A 16,252-nucleotide genomic window follows, 5' to 3' on the forward strand; every position below is an offset into this window, starting at 1 on the left:
CAAGAGAATTCCCGTTGTATGCATAACGCGCGCTCCTTGTTGGTGAAAACTGCGATCAATAGAACGGTTGCGAGAATAACTGGGGGGGGAGGCGCTGTCAAGAGATCGGCGGAGGCAGGATGTTCAAAAAGTTCGTTCAGCAAGGCCGCAGCGAGTGAAGGGCCGAGGCGTACCCGTAGGGTACGTTGAGGGTCTGAACGATGCGAGAACGAAGCTGGCGGACTTTTTCAACATCCTGCTATAGGAAGTAGCGGCTGGTATCGAACTTATACTCCGTATTGTCGATCAAACGAATAATATTATGGCGGAAATCTCCGATCTCATCTTTCTCTGTGAGGTCGATCTCCCGTCCGTGCTCGACGGGGTCCCCCTGAGGATCGGTGATGACCTTGACGAACGGCCGTTCGGCGTTCGCTTTATCGACGGCTGGCTTGAGCACGACGGCTAGTTCACTCGTGTCCAACATGACCAGGCTGCCGATGGGGATGATGCCGACACAGTTGACGAACAGTTTGAGCAGTACTGAGTCAAAGGCCTTGCCGGACTTTGAGAACATCATATTCAAGACTTTCGAGGGGGACATGGGCTCCCGACGATAGACGCGGGAAGAGGTCATAGCGTCATAACAGTCTGCGATCGTGAGGATGCGACCGGTCAGTGAGACGGTCCAGGGCACGGTCAGCTTTGGATAGCCGGAGAAGTCCAGGTTCATGTGGTGCTCGAAGGAGGCCGCGGCCATGCGGCCCGGGAGATTGGTGATGCCTCTCAGTTTCGACAGACTCAGGACTCCCTCCGTAGGATGATTGCGCATGGCCACCCAGTCCTCATCGGTAAACTCGCCCGGTTTGTTCAGGACCTCCATGGGAATGGTGGATTTGCCCATGTCGTGGAACAGTGCCGCAAGGCCGAGGTCGGCCAGTTCCACTTTGGGATAGCCGGCGCGATTGGCCAGCGCAATGGACAGCAGAGAGACATTGACCGAGTGATTATGGGTGTATTCATCATGACAACGAAGGGTCGTAAGCCCGAGAACCGTCGCTTCGTCGTCCAGCATGAGATCGACGATGTTTTGGATCGCCCGCTTCGCTTGTTTAAAGCTGACCGTTCCGCCATCACGGACTGATTGCGTCAGTGTGCCGACCGATCCTGCGACTTTGGCATAGCCGTTCTTGGCGTTTACCTTCCGCTGCATTTTGGGGTCGGCGTTTTCTGTGCCGTCCGATCCCTTGCTTTCCGCCGTTCCGGTTCCGTTGCCTCCATTCACTTCGGCTGCTTCTCGGACTCGCAGTTGCCGTTGCTCTTCTAATTCGATGCCGGTGATGCCCCGTGCGGTAAATGCTTTTTGAAGGTCGTCGATGGTTGAGGTGTGCGAATCAAGGCTGACAAACAGCGCAGCAAACTCACGAAGATCTTTCGACTCCGCGGTCATCGAGAAGGTGATTCCGCCGATCTTCCACAGGTTCAAGACGTCGATGATACTGGTGGCCACGGCCATCTGTTGGGCGTTCACCTTTAAGTGGCTGTCTCCGAGAAACAAGAAGTCGTTTTGCAGACGGAGGGTGACCGGTTGATCGTGCGCCATGGTTTTAATCAAGGTCAGCATCGTGTCGACGGGTTTATCCAACGCGGAGTTGGTGCGGTCATAGATGCGGGAGCTCTTGAGCAAGACGTTCAGCTGCGTGACCAGCTGAATGCCCAGCATGACCATCTGCTGGTCCAGAATGTCCCCGGCCTCCGAGCCACGGGCGATTTTCTGAGACAGGGATTTTTCGTGGGTGAGGATCGGTTGGGCCTGTTCGTCCGCGGCTGGGGTCTCTTTGATTTTGAAGTCACTCACGGCAACGGCTCCTTACTTATGATGCAGCCTGTTTGAGCTGCTGCTGTCGTTGAGCTTGGGCGAGTGCCGCGGTGCAGGCTTGCCGCACAGAGGCGCCGCCTTTTTTCTGCCCCAACTCAAGAGCAATGAGAGCGGTCGGGCTGGCCAGTTTCCCCAATGCTTCGGCGGCGAGGGCGGCGAGCTCTTCCTTTTTCTTGCGATTGGTCCAGGACCATTCCGTGAACAAATTTTCAAAGTAGGGGATGACCTCATCGCCACTGGTGGCGCGCATGGCGAGGAACACCGCGCGTTTTTCACTTAGGGTTCGATCCATGAATGTGTCCGTCGAGATGAGGGGGGACCAAGCGGAGTAGGATGCCTTATATTGACCGGTCATGAGCAGCTTGAGCGCCGCGAACCGCACCGACTCCTCGGCATCGTGCATGAACGCAATCAGTTTCATGCCGTTACCGTTGGGACGGAAGATCCCGATCGCTCGGATGACTTCCTTCCGTACCTGGATATCCGGATAGCGCACCAGTTTTTCAATCGCGTCTGCAAATCGTGGATCGTTCCATTTGAGCAGGATCGTGAGCAGGTTCTTCACATAACGTGGGCGGCGGTCTGACAATCCTCTAAGCAGGTGATCCGGTTGATCTTTTGCGAGTGCCTCAAGGGCTTCTGCCGCGATCGCTTGATGGACAGGTGTTTCCAGGTTTCCCAAGAGGGTGCATAAGGCAGGGACGGCTGCTGACGTCATCGACAGCAGCACCGCCGGTAATCCTTCCGTGGTGGCGCCGGGGGTCCTGTTCAAATAGGCCTCGATCATCTTCATGCGTTCGGGGCGGCCAAGGCTGTCGAGCAATGCTGCCAGTTGCGTTTTCTGATCTTCGCCGAGATCCGGTCTGACCTCAGCGGTGACATGTAAGAGTCCAAGCACGCTATCCAGCACGACCCATTTTCCTTGGGCTGCCAATGAGTCGAGGACGTTTCCCCAAAGATCGAGTAGCTTGGTCAGAATCGCCGCAGATTTTTCCGATGCCAGGATCGCGGTGAGCATGTCCAAGAGATAGGTGGTGTTATCCCTGGTGCTCTCGGCCTCGATCTCCTTTGCCAGTTCGGCTAATTCCGTTTCGGTCACGTCATAACCTACGTGACCGGACTGGAATCGGCTCGCCCCTCCCGCCGACTTGTTCCCCGAGACATTGCCGCCATCGACTCCAGGTCCCTTCTCTTTCCTGGCTTTGGCCTGTTCCCGGTCAAGAAGGTCTCTGAGGCTCGACTCCGGCGCCTCCATGGTTCCAGCCATAGGGAGTGCAAAGACATCGCCACCGGTCGAGGCCTTGGCGATCTCTTCGGCTGTGACTACAGTGATGGTCGAGAGGTTCTTCGCCCATAAGCGAGTCACGATATCGTCATCGTTTTCTTCATTCGGATTGAGGCTGCCCCACAGGGAGTCGAGCAAGAATGAGAGGTCTTCAGCGGGAAGCCCTTCGAGAAATGTCAGCTCCCTGATGCCATCCGAGTAGAGTTTGAACGCGACACTTTCCGTACTCGAGCCTTGCTCGGCTTGATAGACGACTTCTCCGTTGAAGTACAACTCAGAGCGTTGCACAAGAAACGCCAATTTGGAGTAGGTGGCGAGGTGGGTCGTGAGTCCTTCGAATAATTGTTGGAAGAACTTCTGCGCCACAGGGTTTGCGGCCCCGTATGTCCGACTGGACTTCGCGGTTTTGTCCAAGAGTGTCAGGAGCCGCTTGACTGATGATAACTCGGGATTCGGCGGCTCTTTTACGGGCGCGATGGGGAGTGCGCGGCCCTCTGTCGTGAGTTCGTCCATAGTGAGTAGTCGTATCCTGGAGGTGCTGAATCGTCAAGGAAATAGCCGCTCTTCACCAACTGCGCCCCCAGGAATTACTGAGGGATTCCTCCTTCTTTCAGTCCCTGCACAAGGGCATTGTGAACCCCGTGGTGCAGTCGGTAGAATCCGGTTCACCGTGATGAATACGTCCAGCCACATTGTCTGTTTTGGAGACAGCCTTACGGCAGGGTTTCAGTCGCCCACTGTGGACAATCCTCAAGGGGCGGAGACGCCCTATGGGCGATTCCTTCAAGAATTGACCGGACCTTCCGTGCGCGTATCAGTCAGCGGCATCTGTGGTGAGCTGACCGGTGAAATGGCGATGCGATTTCGATCGGCTGTGCTGAGCCATCAACCGACACATGTGGTGATCCTCGGCGGGACGAACGATCTTGGGTGGAATGCCGCACCGGCGGACATCATGCGCAATCTGCTGAAGATGTATGAGCTGGCTTCCGCGGCGGGGATTACGCCGGTGCCGGTCACTGTGCCATCAATCAGGGTGGGTGACGATCTGCATAGTGAAGAGGGGCGGCAGTGGTGCGCGGAACATCTTGATCGGCGGCGCTGGCTCAACGGGTTGATTCTCCGCTACGCCGAATCGAAGCGGCTGGCGGCCTTCGATCTTTTCACTGCCACGGCGGAGCCCGAGACACAGCAACTTGCGGCGCAGTACTCCAACGACGGTCTGCATCTGACCACCGCCGGATATCGGCTATTGGCTGAGCGTTTGTACAAGGAGATATTTGCGGCAACACCCGGGAGCCTATCGTGACGAGCGGCAATCATGATGCGTGAGGTGACCGATCGGGACTTTGATCAGGTCGTGGAACAGGCAGGGGTACCGGTGTTGGTGGAGTTCTGGAAACCAGGCTGCGGGGGTTGCCGCGCGCTGATGCGGGAACTCGAAAAACTGGAGCCCGATGTCACAAGCAAAGTGCTGATCCTGACCATGAACGTGGAGGAGAATTTCCAAATCCCAGCGGAGCTGGAGGTCCACTCGTTACCGGTGCTCGCGCTCTATCGTCAGGGAACATTCGAGCGTTTTATCGGTGGGCTGGGGACTAAAGAGGAGATTTTTAAACAGCTGCGGTTGACGTGAGAGGAGTCGCTACAAGGTCCGCCAGGTCCGTCCATCCTGTTCAATGAGGCGATCGGCCTCGACCGGTCCGCTCGTGCCGGCCTGATATTCAGGCAACCAGCGCAACCCTTGCTTTTGCCATCCTTCCAGAATCTTAGTGACCCAGGCCCAGGACGCTTCGACGGCGTCGCGCCGCATGAATCGTGAGGCATCGCCGGCCATCACGTCCAGGAGTAACCGCTCATAGGCTTCCGGCGACGGGCGGCCGAAGACGTCGCTGTATTGAAAGTCCATTTCTACCGGGTGGGTCTGTGCGCGGGTGCCCGGCACGCGCGAGACGATGCGGAGCGAGAGCCCTTCTTCAGGCTGGATACGCAACGCCAGCACGTTCGGCGGTTGTCGCTGCTGTGCGTTGGCGTTGAACAGGATGTGCGGGATGTCTTTGAATTGGACGGCGATCTCGCTGGCCCGGTGAGGGAGTGCTTTCCCAGTGCGCAGATAAAAGGGCACGCCGTCCCAGCGCCAGTTCTCCACGAAGCATTTGAGCGCGACATAGGTTTCCGTTTTGGAGTCAGGATGAATGCCGTTCTCGCGGCGATATCCCGGAATGGGCGATCCATGGGCGGTGCCTTCACTATACTGGGCACGGACGGTGACCTGTTCGACATCCTGATCGGTAATAGGCCTGAGGCAACGGAGGACTTCCATCTTCGCGTTGCGTACGACATCCGGATCGAGCGAGTAGGGGGGCTCCATCGCGACCAGGCAGAGTAGCTGCAGCATGTGGTTCTGCACCATATCGCGCAGGGCACCGGCTTCTTCATAGTAGCTGGCTCTGGTTCCGACGCCTTCTGCTTCACTCACCGTGATCTGCACATGGTCAATGTATTTGTGATTCCAAATCGGTTCGAAGATGCTGTTGGCGAACCGGACGACCATCAAATTCTGAACGGTCTCTTTCCCCAGGTAGTGATCGATGCGAAAGATCTGCGATTCGTCGAACACGCGTCCGGTCACCTGGTTGATGGCCTTGGCGGAGGTTAAGTCGCGTCCGACCGGTTTCTCGACGATGATGCGGGCGTAGGGGGCCTGTGCTTCCGGCTTCGTGGCCAATCCGGCTTGCTCGAGCCCCTCGCACACAGATGAAAACGAACTCGGAGGGATGCTCAGGTAGAAAATCCGGTTGCCGGGCAACGTGAGGTTTCGCTCGATGTCTTCTGCCCGTGACTTCAGTCTGGCATAGGTGTTCGGGTCCTCATTTTCACCCGATACGAAGAAGAGATGTTGCGCGAAGTCCTTCCATGTGTCCTCTGCCAGGGCCTGCCGGGAATGTGTGAGCACGCCCTCGCGAACCGTGGCACGGAATTCTTCGTCCGTCATTGACTTGCGGCCTAACCCGATCACGGCATAGTTCGATGGAAGGAGCCCGTCGAGGAGCAAGTTATAGAGGGCGGGAATCAGCCGCCGGCGTGCCAGATCGCCGGATCCGCCGAAGATGACGAGCGTACAGGGCTCGACCGGAGGGATCGTTTCCTTGGAGGGGCTGATATCGATACGTGGGCTAGTCGGTGGCATAGGGCTCCTGGCTATCGGCGAACGGCATGGCCGCCGAAGGCATTTCGCAAGGCCGCCAGCATCTTTTCTGCAAAGGATTCGCTCTGTCGCGATCGGAATCGCGTGAACAAAGCCGTCGCGAGGGTCGGGACTGGGACATCCTTCTCAATCGCATCGGCGATCATCCAACGGCCCTCGCCGGAATCCTGCACGTACCCCTTTAACTGTTCCAGCCGTGGATCCTCTTTCAAGGCGCCCGCTGCCAGTTCCAAGAGCCAGGAGCGGACGACGCTCCCATGCATCCAGAGGTCTGCGATGTTGGCGAGGTTGAGCTTGTAGTCACTTTTCGCCATGAGCTCGAAGCCTTCTGCATAACCCTGCATCATGCTGTACTCGATGCCGTTATGGACCATTTTCACATAATGCCCGGCGCCCACTCCACCGACGTGAGACCAGCCCTGTTCCGGTGCCAATGTCGTAAAGATCGGCGCGAGCTGTTTCACCGGCGCCTCATCGCCACCGACCATCAGGCAGTAGCCGATTTTCAATCCCCAGACGCCTCCGCTGGTCCCGGCATCGACATAGTGCAGCTGTTTTTTCTTGAGATCCGCGGCCCGTCGTACATCGTCGTGAAACCTGGTGTTACCGCCGTCGATGACCGTGTCGCCTGGCTGGAGCAGCGCTGCGACGGCCTGTACGGTTTCTTCTGTCGGGGCGCCGGAGGGGACCATGATCCAGACCGCGCGTGGAGCCTTGATTTGGCCGACTAGATCGACTAACGAGGAGGCACCGACACAGCCAACTCCTACGGCCTGTTTGATCAAATCCGCCGATCGATCGTAGACGACGACCCGGTGCCGGTCGCGCTGCAACCGGGTGACCATGTTCATGCCCATTTTCCCGAGCCCGATAAATCCGATTTCCATAATGACTCCTTCTGGTGCGGTCATGACAGGACGGCGTTACGCAGATCACGGGCCTCATGCGAAGCCTCTGTTCCATCAGGCCTGCATGATGGATGAATAGCTGACGAGCCTCGTCAGGCGGCAGTCTGATGATCGATCCGGAGCCTGTCAGTCGATTCTGGCAGGATTTGGGACGTCCTTAAAGAGGATATCGGCTAGATCGCGGCCTAAGTTGAGCCGCTCGGGCAGAGTCGAGGCTGTGAGAAACCGACCAGCCAGGTCGCCCAGTGTGGCATCGCGGGAGGCGATGAACTTTGGCGCCTCGACCGGCGCGGTCAACCAGAAGCCCCGAAGTCTGAAAAACGCGTTAATGATGTCTTCGAAAAATAACGAGAGGATATATTGCGCGGTTGCCGGCTTATCGGCCAAATCTCGCGCTTTTCCCAGCCAATGGAAACATTCTGCCTTCATGCGAATCTGTTCATTGATGCTGACGGCTGGGGGGCCTTGCCGGAAGCGCTGGTTGGCTCGTTCGAGGAGTTTGGCGCCGATGCCCTCGTGATCGAAGAGGATGCGGGCTTTTCGTAGCAGAGAGGGGAGGCGCGGGGAGTAGAGGAGATCCTCTTCAAGCTCATGATGTCCGCGATAACGGATGTCGGCCAGACGATCGGCGACACGGACGATCTCGTGGCCGTCGGCCTGTCCTTTCACGAGCGCGATGAGATCGATGTCGCTGTGAGTCGTAATGGCGCGCCGCACGCTGGACCCCACGAGGATCACACTGACGAGATCGCCTCCGCGGCGGCCGCGGACATGGCGCAAGGCCACCGTGACGAGCTCTTCGAATCCCGGTTCGGTGATGGGGTCCGGTTGTTCCGGCGGTTCCGGCATGGCCAGCAGTTCGGCGTTCAACTCTTCTGACGTCGGCGTGGGATGGGTAACGGGGCTATCCATGATTAGACTTTCTGTGCGAGCTGAATATGTTTCGGGAGCGATCCCAGCCAGTCCTCGAACGGTTCGTCCGCATCGACGATGATTTCCAATTTGCCATTGGTCAATCGCCGGACAACACCTGGGCTTTCCGGGGACAACGGGATTTCAACCCATTCGCGATTCAGGCCGAGCGAGTCGGTGACTTCAAGGATCCGGCCGATTTGTTTGAACGACACAACTTCTAATGGCATTGGTACTCCATGATCTGCGGCATTCTAGATTTCGGTGGGAGAGGAGTCAATGAGCGAGCGAGTCACTCTCCCAACAGGCGGGCCACGATTTCGCCGGCCTGTTCGGTCATGGCGGTGGAGATACCCAGATGGGTGACGGCCCGAAACTTTGTGCCACCGACCGAATTGATCAAGAGCTCTTCCTCTTTCAATGCGGCGACGATCGCAGGGGGCGTGAGGCGGTGGCCGATGACCTCGAACATGACGATATTCGTCTCGACATCCTGAGGGTTGACCTTGACCGTCGGAATCCGTTGCAGTCGTCGAGCTAATTGCTTGGCGTGAACATGGTCCGTTTTCAACCGTGCGACATGGTGCTCCAGCGCATAGATACCTGCAGCGGCCAGGATACCGGACTGCCGCATCGCACCGCCATACATCCGGCGCAGCCGTTTCGCCCGTTCGAAGAGGGCGAGATCGTTCATCATGAGCAGTGAGCCGGCCGGCGCACCCAAGCCTTTCGAGAGACAGACCGACAGGGTATCAAAGTGCTGGGCATAGGAGGCTGGTGGCAGGGTGGTGGCCGCGATGGCGTTGAACAACCGTGCACCATCCAAATGCATCGGGATGCCATGGGTAGCCGCCACAGCGCGAATACGTTCAATCGTCGCCAGCGGGTAAATCGTTCCGCCGCCGCTGTTATGGGTGTTTTCCAGGCAGATCAGCCCTGTTTGAATGGTATGCGGGTCTATGGGGCGGATGGCCGCCTCAACCTGCTCCGCTGAGATGAGACCTCGAGTTCCCGCGACCCAATGGAGTTGGACGCCTGCTAGCGCTCCGGCGGCGCCCTGCTCGTAACGGACGATATGTGCGGTCTGCTCCACGATGACTTCTTGGCCCGGTTGCGTGTGGAGGCGAATGGCGAGTTGATTGCCCATGGTGCCGGACGGCACGAAGAGCGCGGCCTTTTTTCCGAACATCGCGGCTGCCATGTCCTGGAGGCGATTGACGGTGGGATCTTCTCCGTAGACGTCGTCTCCTACCTCTGCAGCGGCCATGGCTTTTCGCATGGCGTCGGTGGGTTTGGTGACGGTATCGCTGCGCAGGTCAATCATTCGATGTCCGTATGTGTGTCGTAAGATTGTGAGCCGCGCGCATTCTAGCAAATTTTCTCCTTGCGCGGGAGAGGTTGTCACGGCAGGATGCCGGTCCTATGGCGTGGCTTCGAAAGGTGCTCCCCTCGGTGACCGATGCAGAACCGGACGAAGCCGTCCCGGTAGGCTGGGCATTCCTCTATTTCTTCTGCCTCCTCTGCGGGTACTACATCCTGCGGCCTGTACGCGATGAGATGGCGATCCAGGGTGGTGTGCAGCATCTGCCGTGGATGATGACCGCCACCTTCGTCACTCTCCTATTGGTGACGCCTCTGTTCGGATGGCTCTCCGCCCGTGTCCCGCGATATCGGTTGTTGCTGACGGTGTACGCATTTTTCGGCCTCAACTTGATCCTGTTTTTTGTGGCGATGACGAGCCACCTCTCTCCCCAGTGGGCCGCCCGCACATTCTTCGTCTGGTTGTCCGTCTTCAATCTGTTTGTCGTGTCGGTGTTCTGGAGTTTCATGGCCGATCTGTTTACGCCGATGCAGGGCGTCAGGCTGTTCGGCGTGATCGCTGCCGGCGGCAGTATCGGTGCGATGGTCGGTCCGCTACTCACGACCGGACTCACCTATGTCGTCCCGGTTCCCGCATTACTGCTCATCTCGGTAGGATTTCTAGTGGCCTGCGGGTTCTGTATCTATCGGCTGGATCGATGGGCGATGGCGCGACCTTCGGGTCAGATCAGTCGGCAGGGTGAACCGATTGGCGGGAGTATCTGGGCGGGGGTCCGGTTGGCGCTCTCGTCGCCCTATCTTCTGGGCATCTGTCTCTATCTGTTTTTCCTGACGACGACCGCGACGTTCTTGTATCTGGAGCAAATGCGGCTGGTGAGTGAGCAGATTCCCTCCCCGCAAGGGCGCACTCGCTTGTTTGCGCTCATCGATTTGGTTGTGAACGTGCTGACGTTCCTCGTTCAGATGACCGTCACGAGCCGTATGATCAGTCGATTTGGGTTGGTATCGGCGCTTGTTGTGCTTCCCGTTGCGAGCGCCCTGGGGTTTAGTCTGATTGCCGTCACGCCGTTCCTCGTCACCTTTGTGCTCTTTACGATCGTGCGGCGAGTGGGGGAATATGCCATCGCCAAGCCCGCACGCGAGGTGCTGTTTACCGTGGTGAGTCGGGAGGAGAAGTATAAGGCCAAGAACTTTATCGATACCGCGGTCTCGCGCGGAGGCGATGCGACGACGGGGTGGATGGTGAGCGGGGTGAAAGCTTTGGGTGTCACGGCGGGGCAGATAGCTTGGGTTCTGGTCCCTCTGGCTCTGTTCTGGGGATGGGTCGGCTGGCGCGTCGCCCGTGAAGAAGAGCGGCTAAGACTTCTGAAGATCTCGGGCGGTTCAGCGTAGTCCTGTTTACTGTCAGAAAAAACGCATGTTATAGTCTCCCGTTCGTTCGACCGCATGGATCGTGTTGGGTCACGTTTTACGTCTCACGAGGTTCAAAATGCCAGAAGTTCCAGTTAAGCTTTATATAGATAAGATATTGAAAGAATGTCGCAATGCTGTTCGTTCGCTTGCGCTGCTCTCTGGCCCTGTGAAAGAGAAGGCGCTACGGGCAATGGCGGATCGATTGGCGGCTGACGAAGACATCATTCTGGCGGCAAACGAAAAAGATGTGGATGCGGTCGGGAAGTCATTTGAAGCCGACGTCATGAAAGATCGGATGAAAGCGGCTGTCGCCCGCTTGCGTATGACGACGGACGATATCAAAGAAATGGTTGAGCGTCTCCGCATGATTGCGGACCTGCCGGACCCGGTCGGTGCCGTGACGTCTCGCTGGGAACGACCGGACGGACTACAAGTCAGCCGTGTGCGCGTCCCGATTGGGGTGATCGGTGTCATCTCAGAACTGAGCCCGCTCATTACGGTGGAGTCGATTGCGCTCTGTTTCAAATCGGGCAATCTCTGTGTATTTCGTGGCGCGCCGGAATGGGGTCTGACGCAACAGGCGATCGGGACGGGACTGCGCGAAGCTGCGGAAGCGAACGGGGTGCCGGCCGGCGCATGGATCATCATCGACCGTCCTGAAAAAGAGGTGGCGGTCGAGCTGATCCGGTCCGGCAAGAGTCTCGATGCGATTATCCCGCGTGGCGGAGCCGGCCTCCGCAAAGCCGTGGTCGAACAGGCCAAGATGCCGGTGCTTTGCAACGATGGCGGGCTCACGTATATGTACGTGGATGCCGACACCGATATGCCGATGGCGCAGAACGTGGCGATTAGTTCCAAAGTGCAGAAGGCGATTGCGTCGAACTCGATGGACACGCTGCTGGTGCAACAGGTCATCGGGCGACAGTTTTTGCCTCCACTGATCAACCGCATGCTCGAAGAGTTCAAGGTCGAGGTCCGAGCCTGTCCCAAGACGATGGCCTTGATGGGGCAAATGGCGATGACCGGACATGCCTCCATCATCCCGGCCAAGGAGGAAGATTGGCAGACCCAATTCCAGGGGCCTGTTCTGGCGGTCAAAATGGTGGCGAACCTGGATGAGGCTTTGGCGCATATCGTGGCGCATGGCCCCTGTCTCACTGCCGTGATCGCGACGACGAGTTATGAGTCGGCCATGCGGTTCACGCGCGAAGTGGATGCCAGCGCCGTCTTCGTGAATGCGTCGTCCCGGCTCAATGCCGGCGACAGCTACGGGATGGGCGCCGATATCGGGCTCAGTGGCTCGCGTCTCCATGCCAAGGGGCCGATTGGGCTTGAGCAATTGACGTGCGAAAAGTATGTGTCGTTCGGCTCAGGTCAGTTGCGTTTCCCACACCCGGTGCCGGAGACGTATTTTGACGCCATCATGCTCAAAAGGCCGTAGGCGTCTGCTGAACAGGCTCCCCAGCTTCGTTCTCGGCTCATCGAAATCCTCAACGTACCCCAAGGGTACGCCTCCGGTTTCGACTCACCTGCGGCCTCGTGGGAAAACCTGTTGAGCTGGCGGGCCGAGGCTGCATTCATGACCAACGACTCACGGTTGCCATCGCTCCATTCACATCTGGCTTGGTGGGGTCTCCGGCAGTTCACGTCGGACGAGGCCTATTTCCAGTGGCAGCGGGAAACGCTCTCTTTCGAAGACCTCACAACATTACATCGGCAGGTGGAGCAGAAGCGTCGCGGTTCTGCTGCTGACGAGATCGCATTCTACGATGTCACGGCCCATCCGAATATCCTGCCGATTCTGTATAGTCAACGGTACGACTATTATCTTGCCATCGGCCTTCGGGTCGCGGATCGCATCGGTGTGGCCCGATCCATATTGGATGTGGGCTGTGGGGTCGGCATCCTCACGACGTTCTATGCGGAGCAGTACCCTGATAAGACCTTCGTCGGAATCGATCGCTCGCCTGTTTCGATTGTACGCGCGCAAGAACGAGCTCAGGCGCTGGGCCTGACCAATGTGCGGTTTGACTGTCTCGATTTCGAGCACCTCGCGTCCAATCCCTCTTATGATCTAATCCTTGCCACGCATGCCCTGGTGCAAGCTGAACAGGACCCTGGTCTTCCCAGTTGTAGTTGGAACACCTTCGAGCGTGTCAGAGAGAGTCAGCAGCAAGCAGACTTTGAGCGGCGAACGGGGATCGGCATCAGGCTCGATCGCCTGAGTAACCTGCTTTCTTCCGAGGGGCGTGTGATCCTATTTGAGAAAACCCGTCAGTTGGCACGACGAGTCCCGTTGCAACGGGCTGTGGCTGCACGAGGGTTTGATCTAATCGAGCAGCCGGAATTAATTCGCTACCGGCTCGTCGAAGAAGTTGCCGACGATGGCCCCCTGTATCTGTTGGGGAGGGGAATATCGCATCCCCTTCATTGGGATGAATCACCAGAGCCAGACGAAGGTTGTCCGTTCGATCGAACGAAGCTGGAACCAGGTTCAGTCGATCCTGGCGCGCCGCTCTATGAGAACCATTGGCCTTCTGCACAGATCGTCTGGGAACAATTGCGCGACAAGAAGGTTCTTCACGAGACGACGAGGCAGGAGCCGGATGGACGTCAACTGCATGTCGAGCTTGGGCAGGCAGCGGAGGGAATCTATCTCTATTGTGCCAACACCTTGGATCAACGCCAGTTGGTGCTTGTTGAGCCAACCAGCAGGGCCATGCTGGAGTCGTACTATCGAGAGATTGCCAGCGGCGAGCCCTAGCGGATGCTGAAAAAGTCCGCCAGCGGCGTTCTCACCTCGAAAGCATCCTCTGGAATGTTCGCATGAGAGTGAGCCAGAGTCGTTCAGGATAGAGGGACCGGTGTCCGAATGCTATGCTTGATGGCGAGCACGATGAGATTGTTGTCCCGAATTGCGTAGATAATCCGATAGTCGCCATCGCGGACTCGATAGAGATGGTCCTCGCCTTCGAGCGTTGTGACGCCTGGGGGGCGCGGATGATTCCTGATGGCATTGAGCCATTTCACGAGGGCCTTCCGAAGCGGCTTCTCAACGGCTCTGAGTTGTTGTTCGGCTGGTGGGGCAAGGAGAATGGTGGAGATCATCGGAAAATATCAGAGCCCCAATTCTTTCAGAATCGCATCGAGCGACTGAGCGCCTTTCTTGTTGGCCTGGGCTAACGCGGCTCGGGCATCGACAAGATCGATACGGTTTTCGAGCGCCTCCAGGAGTCGCAGATCCTCGATGGGCACGACCGCGGCGACCGCTCGGCCGCGTCGGCGCAACAGCACACGTTCGCTGCTGAATGCGGCACGGTTGATCGCATCGGCAAACGCCTCACGCTCTTTATTGCCCTCTGGATTACCCATCACGCTCCTCCTGATGCATCCTGCTGTCGGATGGACAGACTCTTCGAATGATGCAAGCTGTACAGGGGGCAGGAAGCGAAGTCAACCGACGAGAGCCGGTCGCCGGCCCTATTCCATTTTTTTTGTAATTGGGGTATGAAGTGGGGGGTGGCGATTGCATCGCGGTCCCACATGACTCATTCACATATCAGAGGAGAGACTCCATGGCTAAGGGCATGACACAGAAGAAAAATACCAAGAAGAAACCTGCCACGACGGTGAAGGAAAAGCGCGCCGCCAAGGTTGCCAAGAAGAAGTAAGACCGTCTGCGTTTCGGCCGTCCTGGCCGAAGCCACACCCGCTGCGTCCATCGGCGTGCGTTAGCTGCATGCCGCGCACGTCGATGGTTGCGCGCTGGGGCCGTTGCTGTCCAGCCTGTGCCTCGCATGTGTTGCCGTGATCGCGTTCGCTCACCCCATCGGCTTGCCGTACCGATCATCGCACGCTGGTCATCATTCCTTCTGTGCAGAATCCTGTCTTCAAGTCCGCACCAGGCGAGGCGTCAGCTGTCATGAAGATTATGTCGAGGACTTTCGCCGTCTGAATAGAGGAGGCGGTCGTGCCCGATGAGTGGGTATAGAGGGGTGACTATTGGGCCGAATGTTCTGGGAGGTCTGTGCGAGTCGATGCCCCGATTACTTTTTCCGGTAGACGTTCAGTCCGACTTTTTCTTCGCGGTCCTGAATGGTCACATTTCCCTCTGTTGAGGCAATGATAATCGTCTTCCCCGAAGCCGAGGGCCCGAACTCTTTGGATAGGTCGACTTTGATGGTCAATATGGTCCCTGCAATGGTCATCTCAACGTTTTTCATGCGGTGGCCTTTCAGTGATGGATGAAGCGTGAGTACGCGCTGTCAGAATAATGGTGCATCCTGTACCGTGGACGGGGGAGGAAGTCAATCCTGACGCGCCGCAGGCAGTTCTCGTCCGACGTTCATCCTCCCGCAAACACCGGTCGAAATCCGGCATTGGTTAAGATGCGGAAGACGGTGTCCCGTTGATCCCCCTGCACTTCGATCCGGCCCTCCTTCACCGTGCCTCCGGCGCCACAGGCTTTCTGCATGTCTTTCGCAAGGGTCTCTTTCTCGGCCAGACTGATGCCGGTGAAGCCGGTGACGACCGTCACGGTCTTCCCGCCTCGGTGCGCGGTTTGGCGAATGATATCCACCCGCCCACGGCTTTTTTTCGTTGAGGGCCGCGCTGCGTCGCTTGTTGTGACAGAGGTCTTGCCTTCTGGAGCCAGAGGGAGGTTCATGCTCTTTAGGGTTGCAAACGGACTCTTCCAGAGGATGGGCTCACCACTGGTAGGCACGCGTTTCTTGTCTTTCATCGCGACACCCGCATTATCGTCCAGATGGAGTGGCCGGCTGTTTTAACAGGGTCAATTCCAGTTGCACAGTATGCTCTCCATTCGCCATCCAGATCTGCCCTTCTTGAATGGTGCATTGCAGTTGCATGCTGGGCATGGCTAGTTGAGCTAAGGCTCGGCTCCCGTCGAGCGGAAGATTCATCACGGTCAGATTCGTCAACCGCTCAAGTGTGGCCAGATTTTTCTCCCACCATTGATCGGCGCCACGACCGCCATAGGTATAGAGGTAGACCTGTTTTGCGCGGCCGCAAGCCTGGCGAATGGATTTTTCATCCGGCTGGCCCACTTCAATCCAGAGGTCGATGGCGCCAGTCAAATCCTTGAGCCAGAGTGCTGGCTCCTCTTCGGTGCTCACCCCCCGGCCAAACGACAAGGCCTCATGCCCATGGAGGACAAAGGCGAGCAGGCGTACCATCATGCGCTCGTCGGTTTCGGATGGATGGCGCGCCAGGGTCAGCGAATGGTCCTCATAGTACTGGCGGTCCATATCGGAGATCTGCAGCGTTGCCTTGTAGATGGTCGCGTTCGAGGCCATGGAGTGGTGGATCCTGTGTCTGTTGAATGATGC

The 16,252-nt window shown here is 57.6% G+C and carries 17 protein-coding genes; 5 read left to right on the forward strand and 12 right to left on the reverse strand.

The window, feature by feature from the left end:
- Positions 1-238: 238 nt before the first annotated feature.
- Together Q7U76_08465 and Q7U76_08470 are read right to left on the reverse strand one after the other, a co-directional pair.
- Entirely contained in the window at positions 239-1,837 is a 1,599-nt protein-coding gene (locus Q7U76_08465) for an HD domain-containing protein (GenBank protein MDO8356405.1), read from the reverse strand.
- A gap of 16 nt (positions 1,838-1,853) precedes the next feature.
- Positions 1,854-3,656 (reverse strand): HEAT repeat domain-containing protein, encoded by a 1,803-nt coding sequence (locus tag Q7U76_08470; protein MDO8356406.1) that lies wholly within the window; start codon positions 3,654-3,656, stop codon positions 1,854-1,856.
- A gap of 160 nt (positions 3,657-3,816) precedes the next feature.
- On the opposite strand from Q7U76_08470, the gene Q7U76_08475 reads away from it, so the two are divergent.
- Both Q7U76_08475 and Q7U76_08480 read left to right on the forward strand, forming a co-directional pair.
- Entirely contained in the window at positions 3,817-4,452 is a 636-nt protein-coding gene (locus Q7U76_08475; protein MDO8356407.1) for a GDSL-type esterase/lipase family protein, read from the forward strand.
- Between the two features lie 12 nt (positions 4,453-4,464).
- Positions 4,465-4,779 (forward strand): thioredoxin domain-containing protein, encoded by a 315-nt coding sequence (locus Q7U76_08480; protein ID MDO8356408.1) that lies wholly within the window; start codon positions 4,465-4,467, stop codon positions 4,777-4,779.
- A 9-nt stretch (positions 4,780-4,788) separates the two neighbouring features.
- On the opposite strand, the gene zwf is transcribed toward Q7U76_08480, so the two are convergent.
- The 5 genes from zwf to Q7U76_08505 form a co-directional block, all read right to left on the reverse strand.
- Positions 4,789-6,333, reverse strand: a complete 1,545-nt coding sequence (zwf, locus tag Q7U76_08485) for a glucose-6-phosphate dehydrogenase (protein ID MDO8356409.1) — start codon at positions 6,331-6,333, stop codon at positions 4,789-4,791.
- An 11-nt stretch (positions 6,334-6,344) separates the two neighbouring features.
- Positions 6,345-7,238 (reverse strand): decarboxylating 6-phosphogluconate dehydrogenase, encoded by an 894-nt coding sequence (gene gnd, locus Q7U76_08490; protein MDO8356410.1) that lies wholly within the window; start codon positions 7,236-7,238, stop codon positions 6,345-6,347.
- A gap of 147 nt (positions 7,239-7,385) precedes the next feature.
- Positions 7,386-8,171, reverse strand: a complete 786-nt coding sequence (locus Q7U76_08495; protein ID MDO8356411.1) for a hypothetical protein — start codon at positions 8,169-8,171, stop codon at positions 7,386-7,388.
- Positions 8,172-8,173: 2 nt separating this feature from the next.
- Positions 8,174-8,401, reverse strand: coding sequence for a hypothetical protein (locus Q7U76_08500; GenBank protein MDO8356412.1), 228 nt, complete (start codon positions 8,399-8,401; stop codon positions 8,174-8,176).
- A 62-nt stretch (positions 8,402-8,463) separates the two neighbouring features.
- Entirely contained in the window at positions 8,464-9,495 is a 1,032-nt protein-coding gene (locus Q7U76_08505) for a GntG family PLP-dependent aldolase (GenBank protein ID MDO8356413.1), read from the reverse strand.
- A gap of 98 nt (positions 9,496-9,593) precedes the next feature.
- Between Q7U76_08505 and Q7U76_08510 the strand changes: the two genes are divergently transcribed.
- From Q7U76_08510 to Q7U76_08520, 3 genes are all read left to right on the forward strand, one after another.
- Positions 9,594-10,883 (forward strand): MFS transporter, encoded by a 1,290-nt coding sequence (locus tag Q7U76_08510; protein ID MDO8356414.1) that lies wholly within the window; start codon positions 9,594-9,596, stop codon positions 10,881-10,883.
- 97 nt (positions 10,884-10,980) lie between these two features.
- Entirely contained in the window at positions 10,981-12,345 is a 1,365-nt protein-coding gene (locus tag Q7U76_08515) for a glutamate-5-semialdehyde dehydrogenase (protein ID MDO8356415.1), read from the forward strand.
- A gap of 138 nt (positions 12,346-12,483) precedes the next feature.
- Positions 12,484-13,668 (forward strand): class I SAM-dependent methyltransferase, encoded by a 1,185-nt coding sequence (locus Q7U76_08520; GenBank protein ID MDO8356416.1) that lies wholly within the window; start codon positions 12,484-12,486, stop codon positions 13,666-13,668.
- An 83-nt stretch (positions 13,669-13,751) separates the two neighbouring features.
- On the opposite strand, the gene Q7U76_08525 is transcribed toward Q7U76_08520, so the two are convergent.
- The 5 genes from Q7U76_08525 to Q7U76_08545 all read right to left on the reverse strand — a co-directional run bounded on the left by Q7U76_08525 (position 13,752) and on the right by Q7U76_08545 (position 16,219).
- Positions 13,752-14,012: a type II toxin-antitoxin system RelE/ParE family toxin gene (locus Q7U76_08525; GenBank protein ID MDO8356417.1), complete on the reverse strand. Its 261-nt coding sequence runs from the start codon at positions 14,010-14,012 to the stop codon at positions 13,752-13,754.
- A gap of 9 nt (positions 14,013-14,021) precedes the next feature.
- Positions 14,022-14,276, reverse strand: coding sequence for a prevent-host-death family protein (locus tag Q7U76_08530; protein ID MDO8356418.1), 255 nt, complete (start codon positions 14,274-14,276; stop codon positions 14,022-14,024).
- A gap of 674 nt (positions 14,277-14,950) precedes the next feature.
- Positions 14,951-15,127 (reverse strand): hypothetical protein, encoded by a 177-nt coding sequence (locus tag Q7U76_08535; GenBank protein ID MDO8356419.1) that lies wholly within the window; start codon positions 15,125-15,127, stop codon positions 14,951-14,953.
- A gap of 122 nt (positions 15,128-15,249) precedes the next feature.
- On the reverse strand, positions 15,250-15,570 hold the full coding sequence (locus Q7U76_08540; protein ID MDO8356420.1) for a translation initiation factor: 321 nt from the start codon (positions 15,568-15,570) through the stop codon (positions 15,250-15,252).
- An 88-nt stretch (positions 15,571-15,658) separates the two neighbouring features.
- Positions 15,659-16,219, reverse strand: coding sequence for a YaeQ family protein (locus Q7U76_08545; GenBank protein MDO8356421.1), 561 nt, complete (start codon positions 16,217-16,219; stop codon positions 15,659-15,661).
- Positions 16,220-16,252 lie beyond the last annotated feature (33 nt).

Source organism: Nitrospirota bacterium (assembly GCA_030645475.1).
In the GTDB taxonomy this organism is placed as follows: Bacteria; Nitrospirota; Nitrospiria; order Nitrospirales; family Nitrospiraceae; genus Palsa-1315.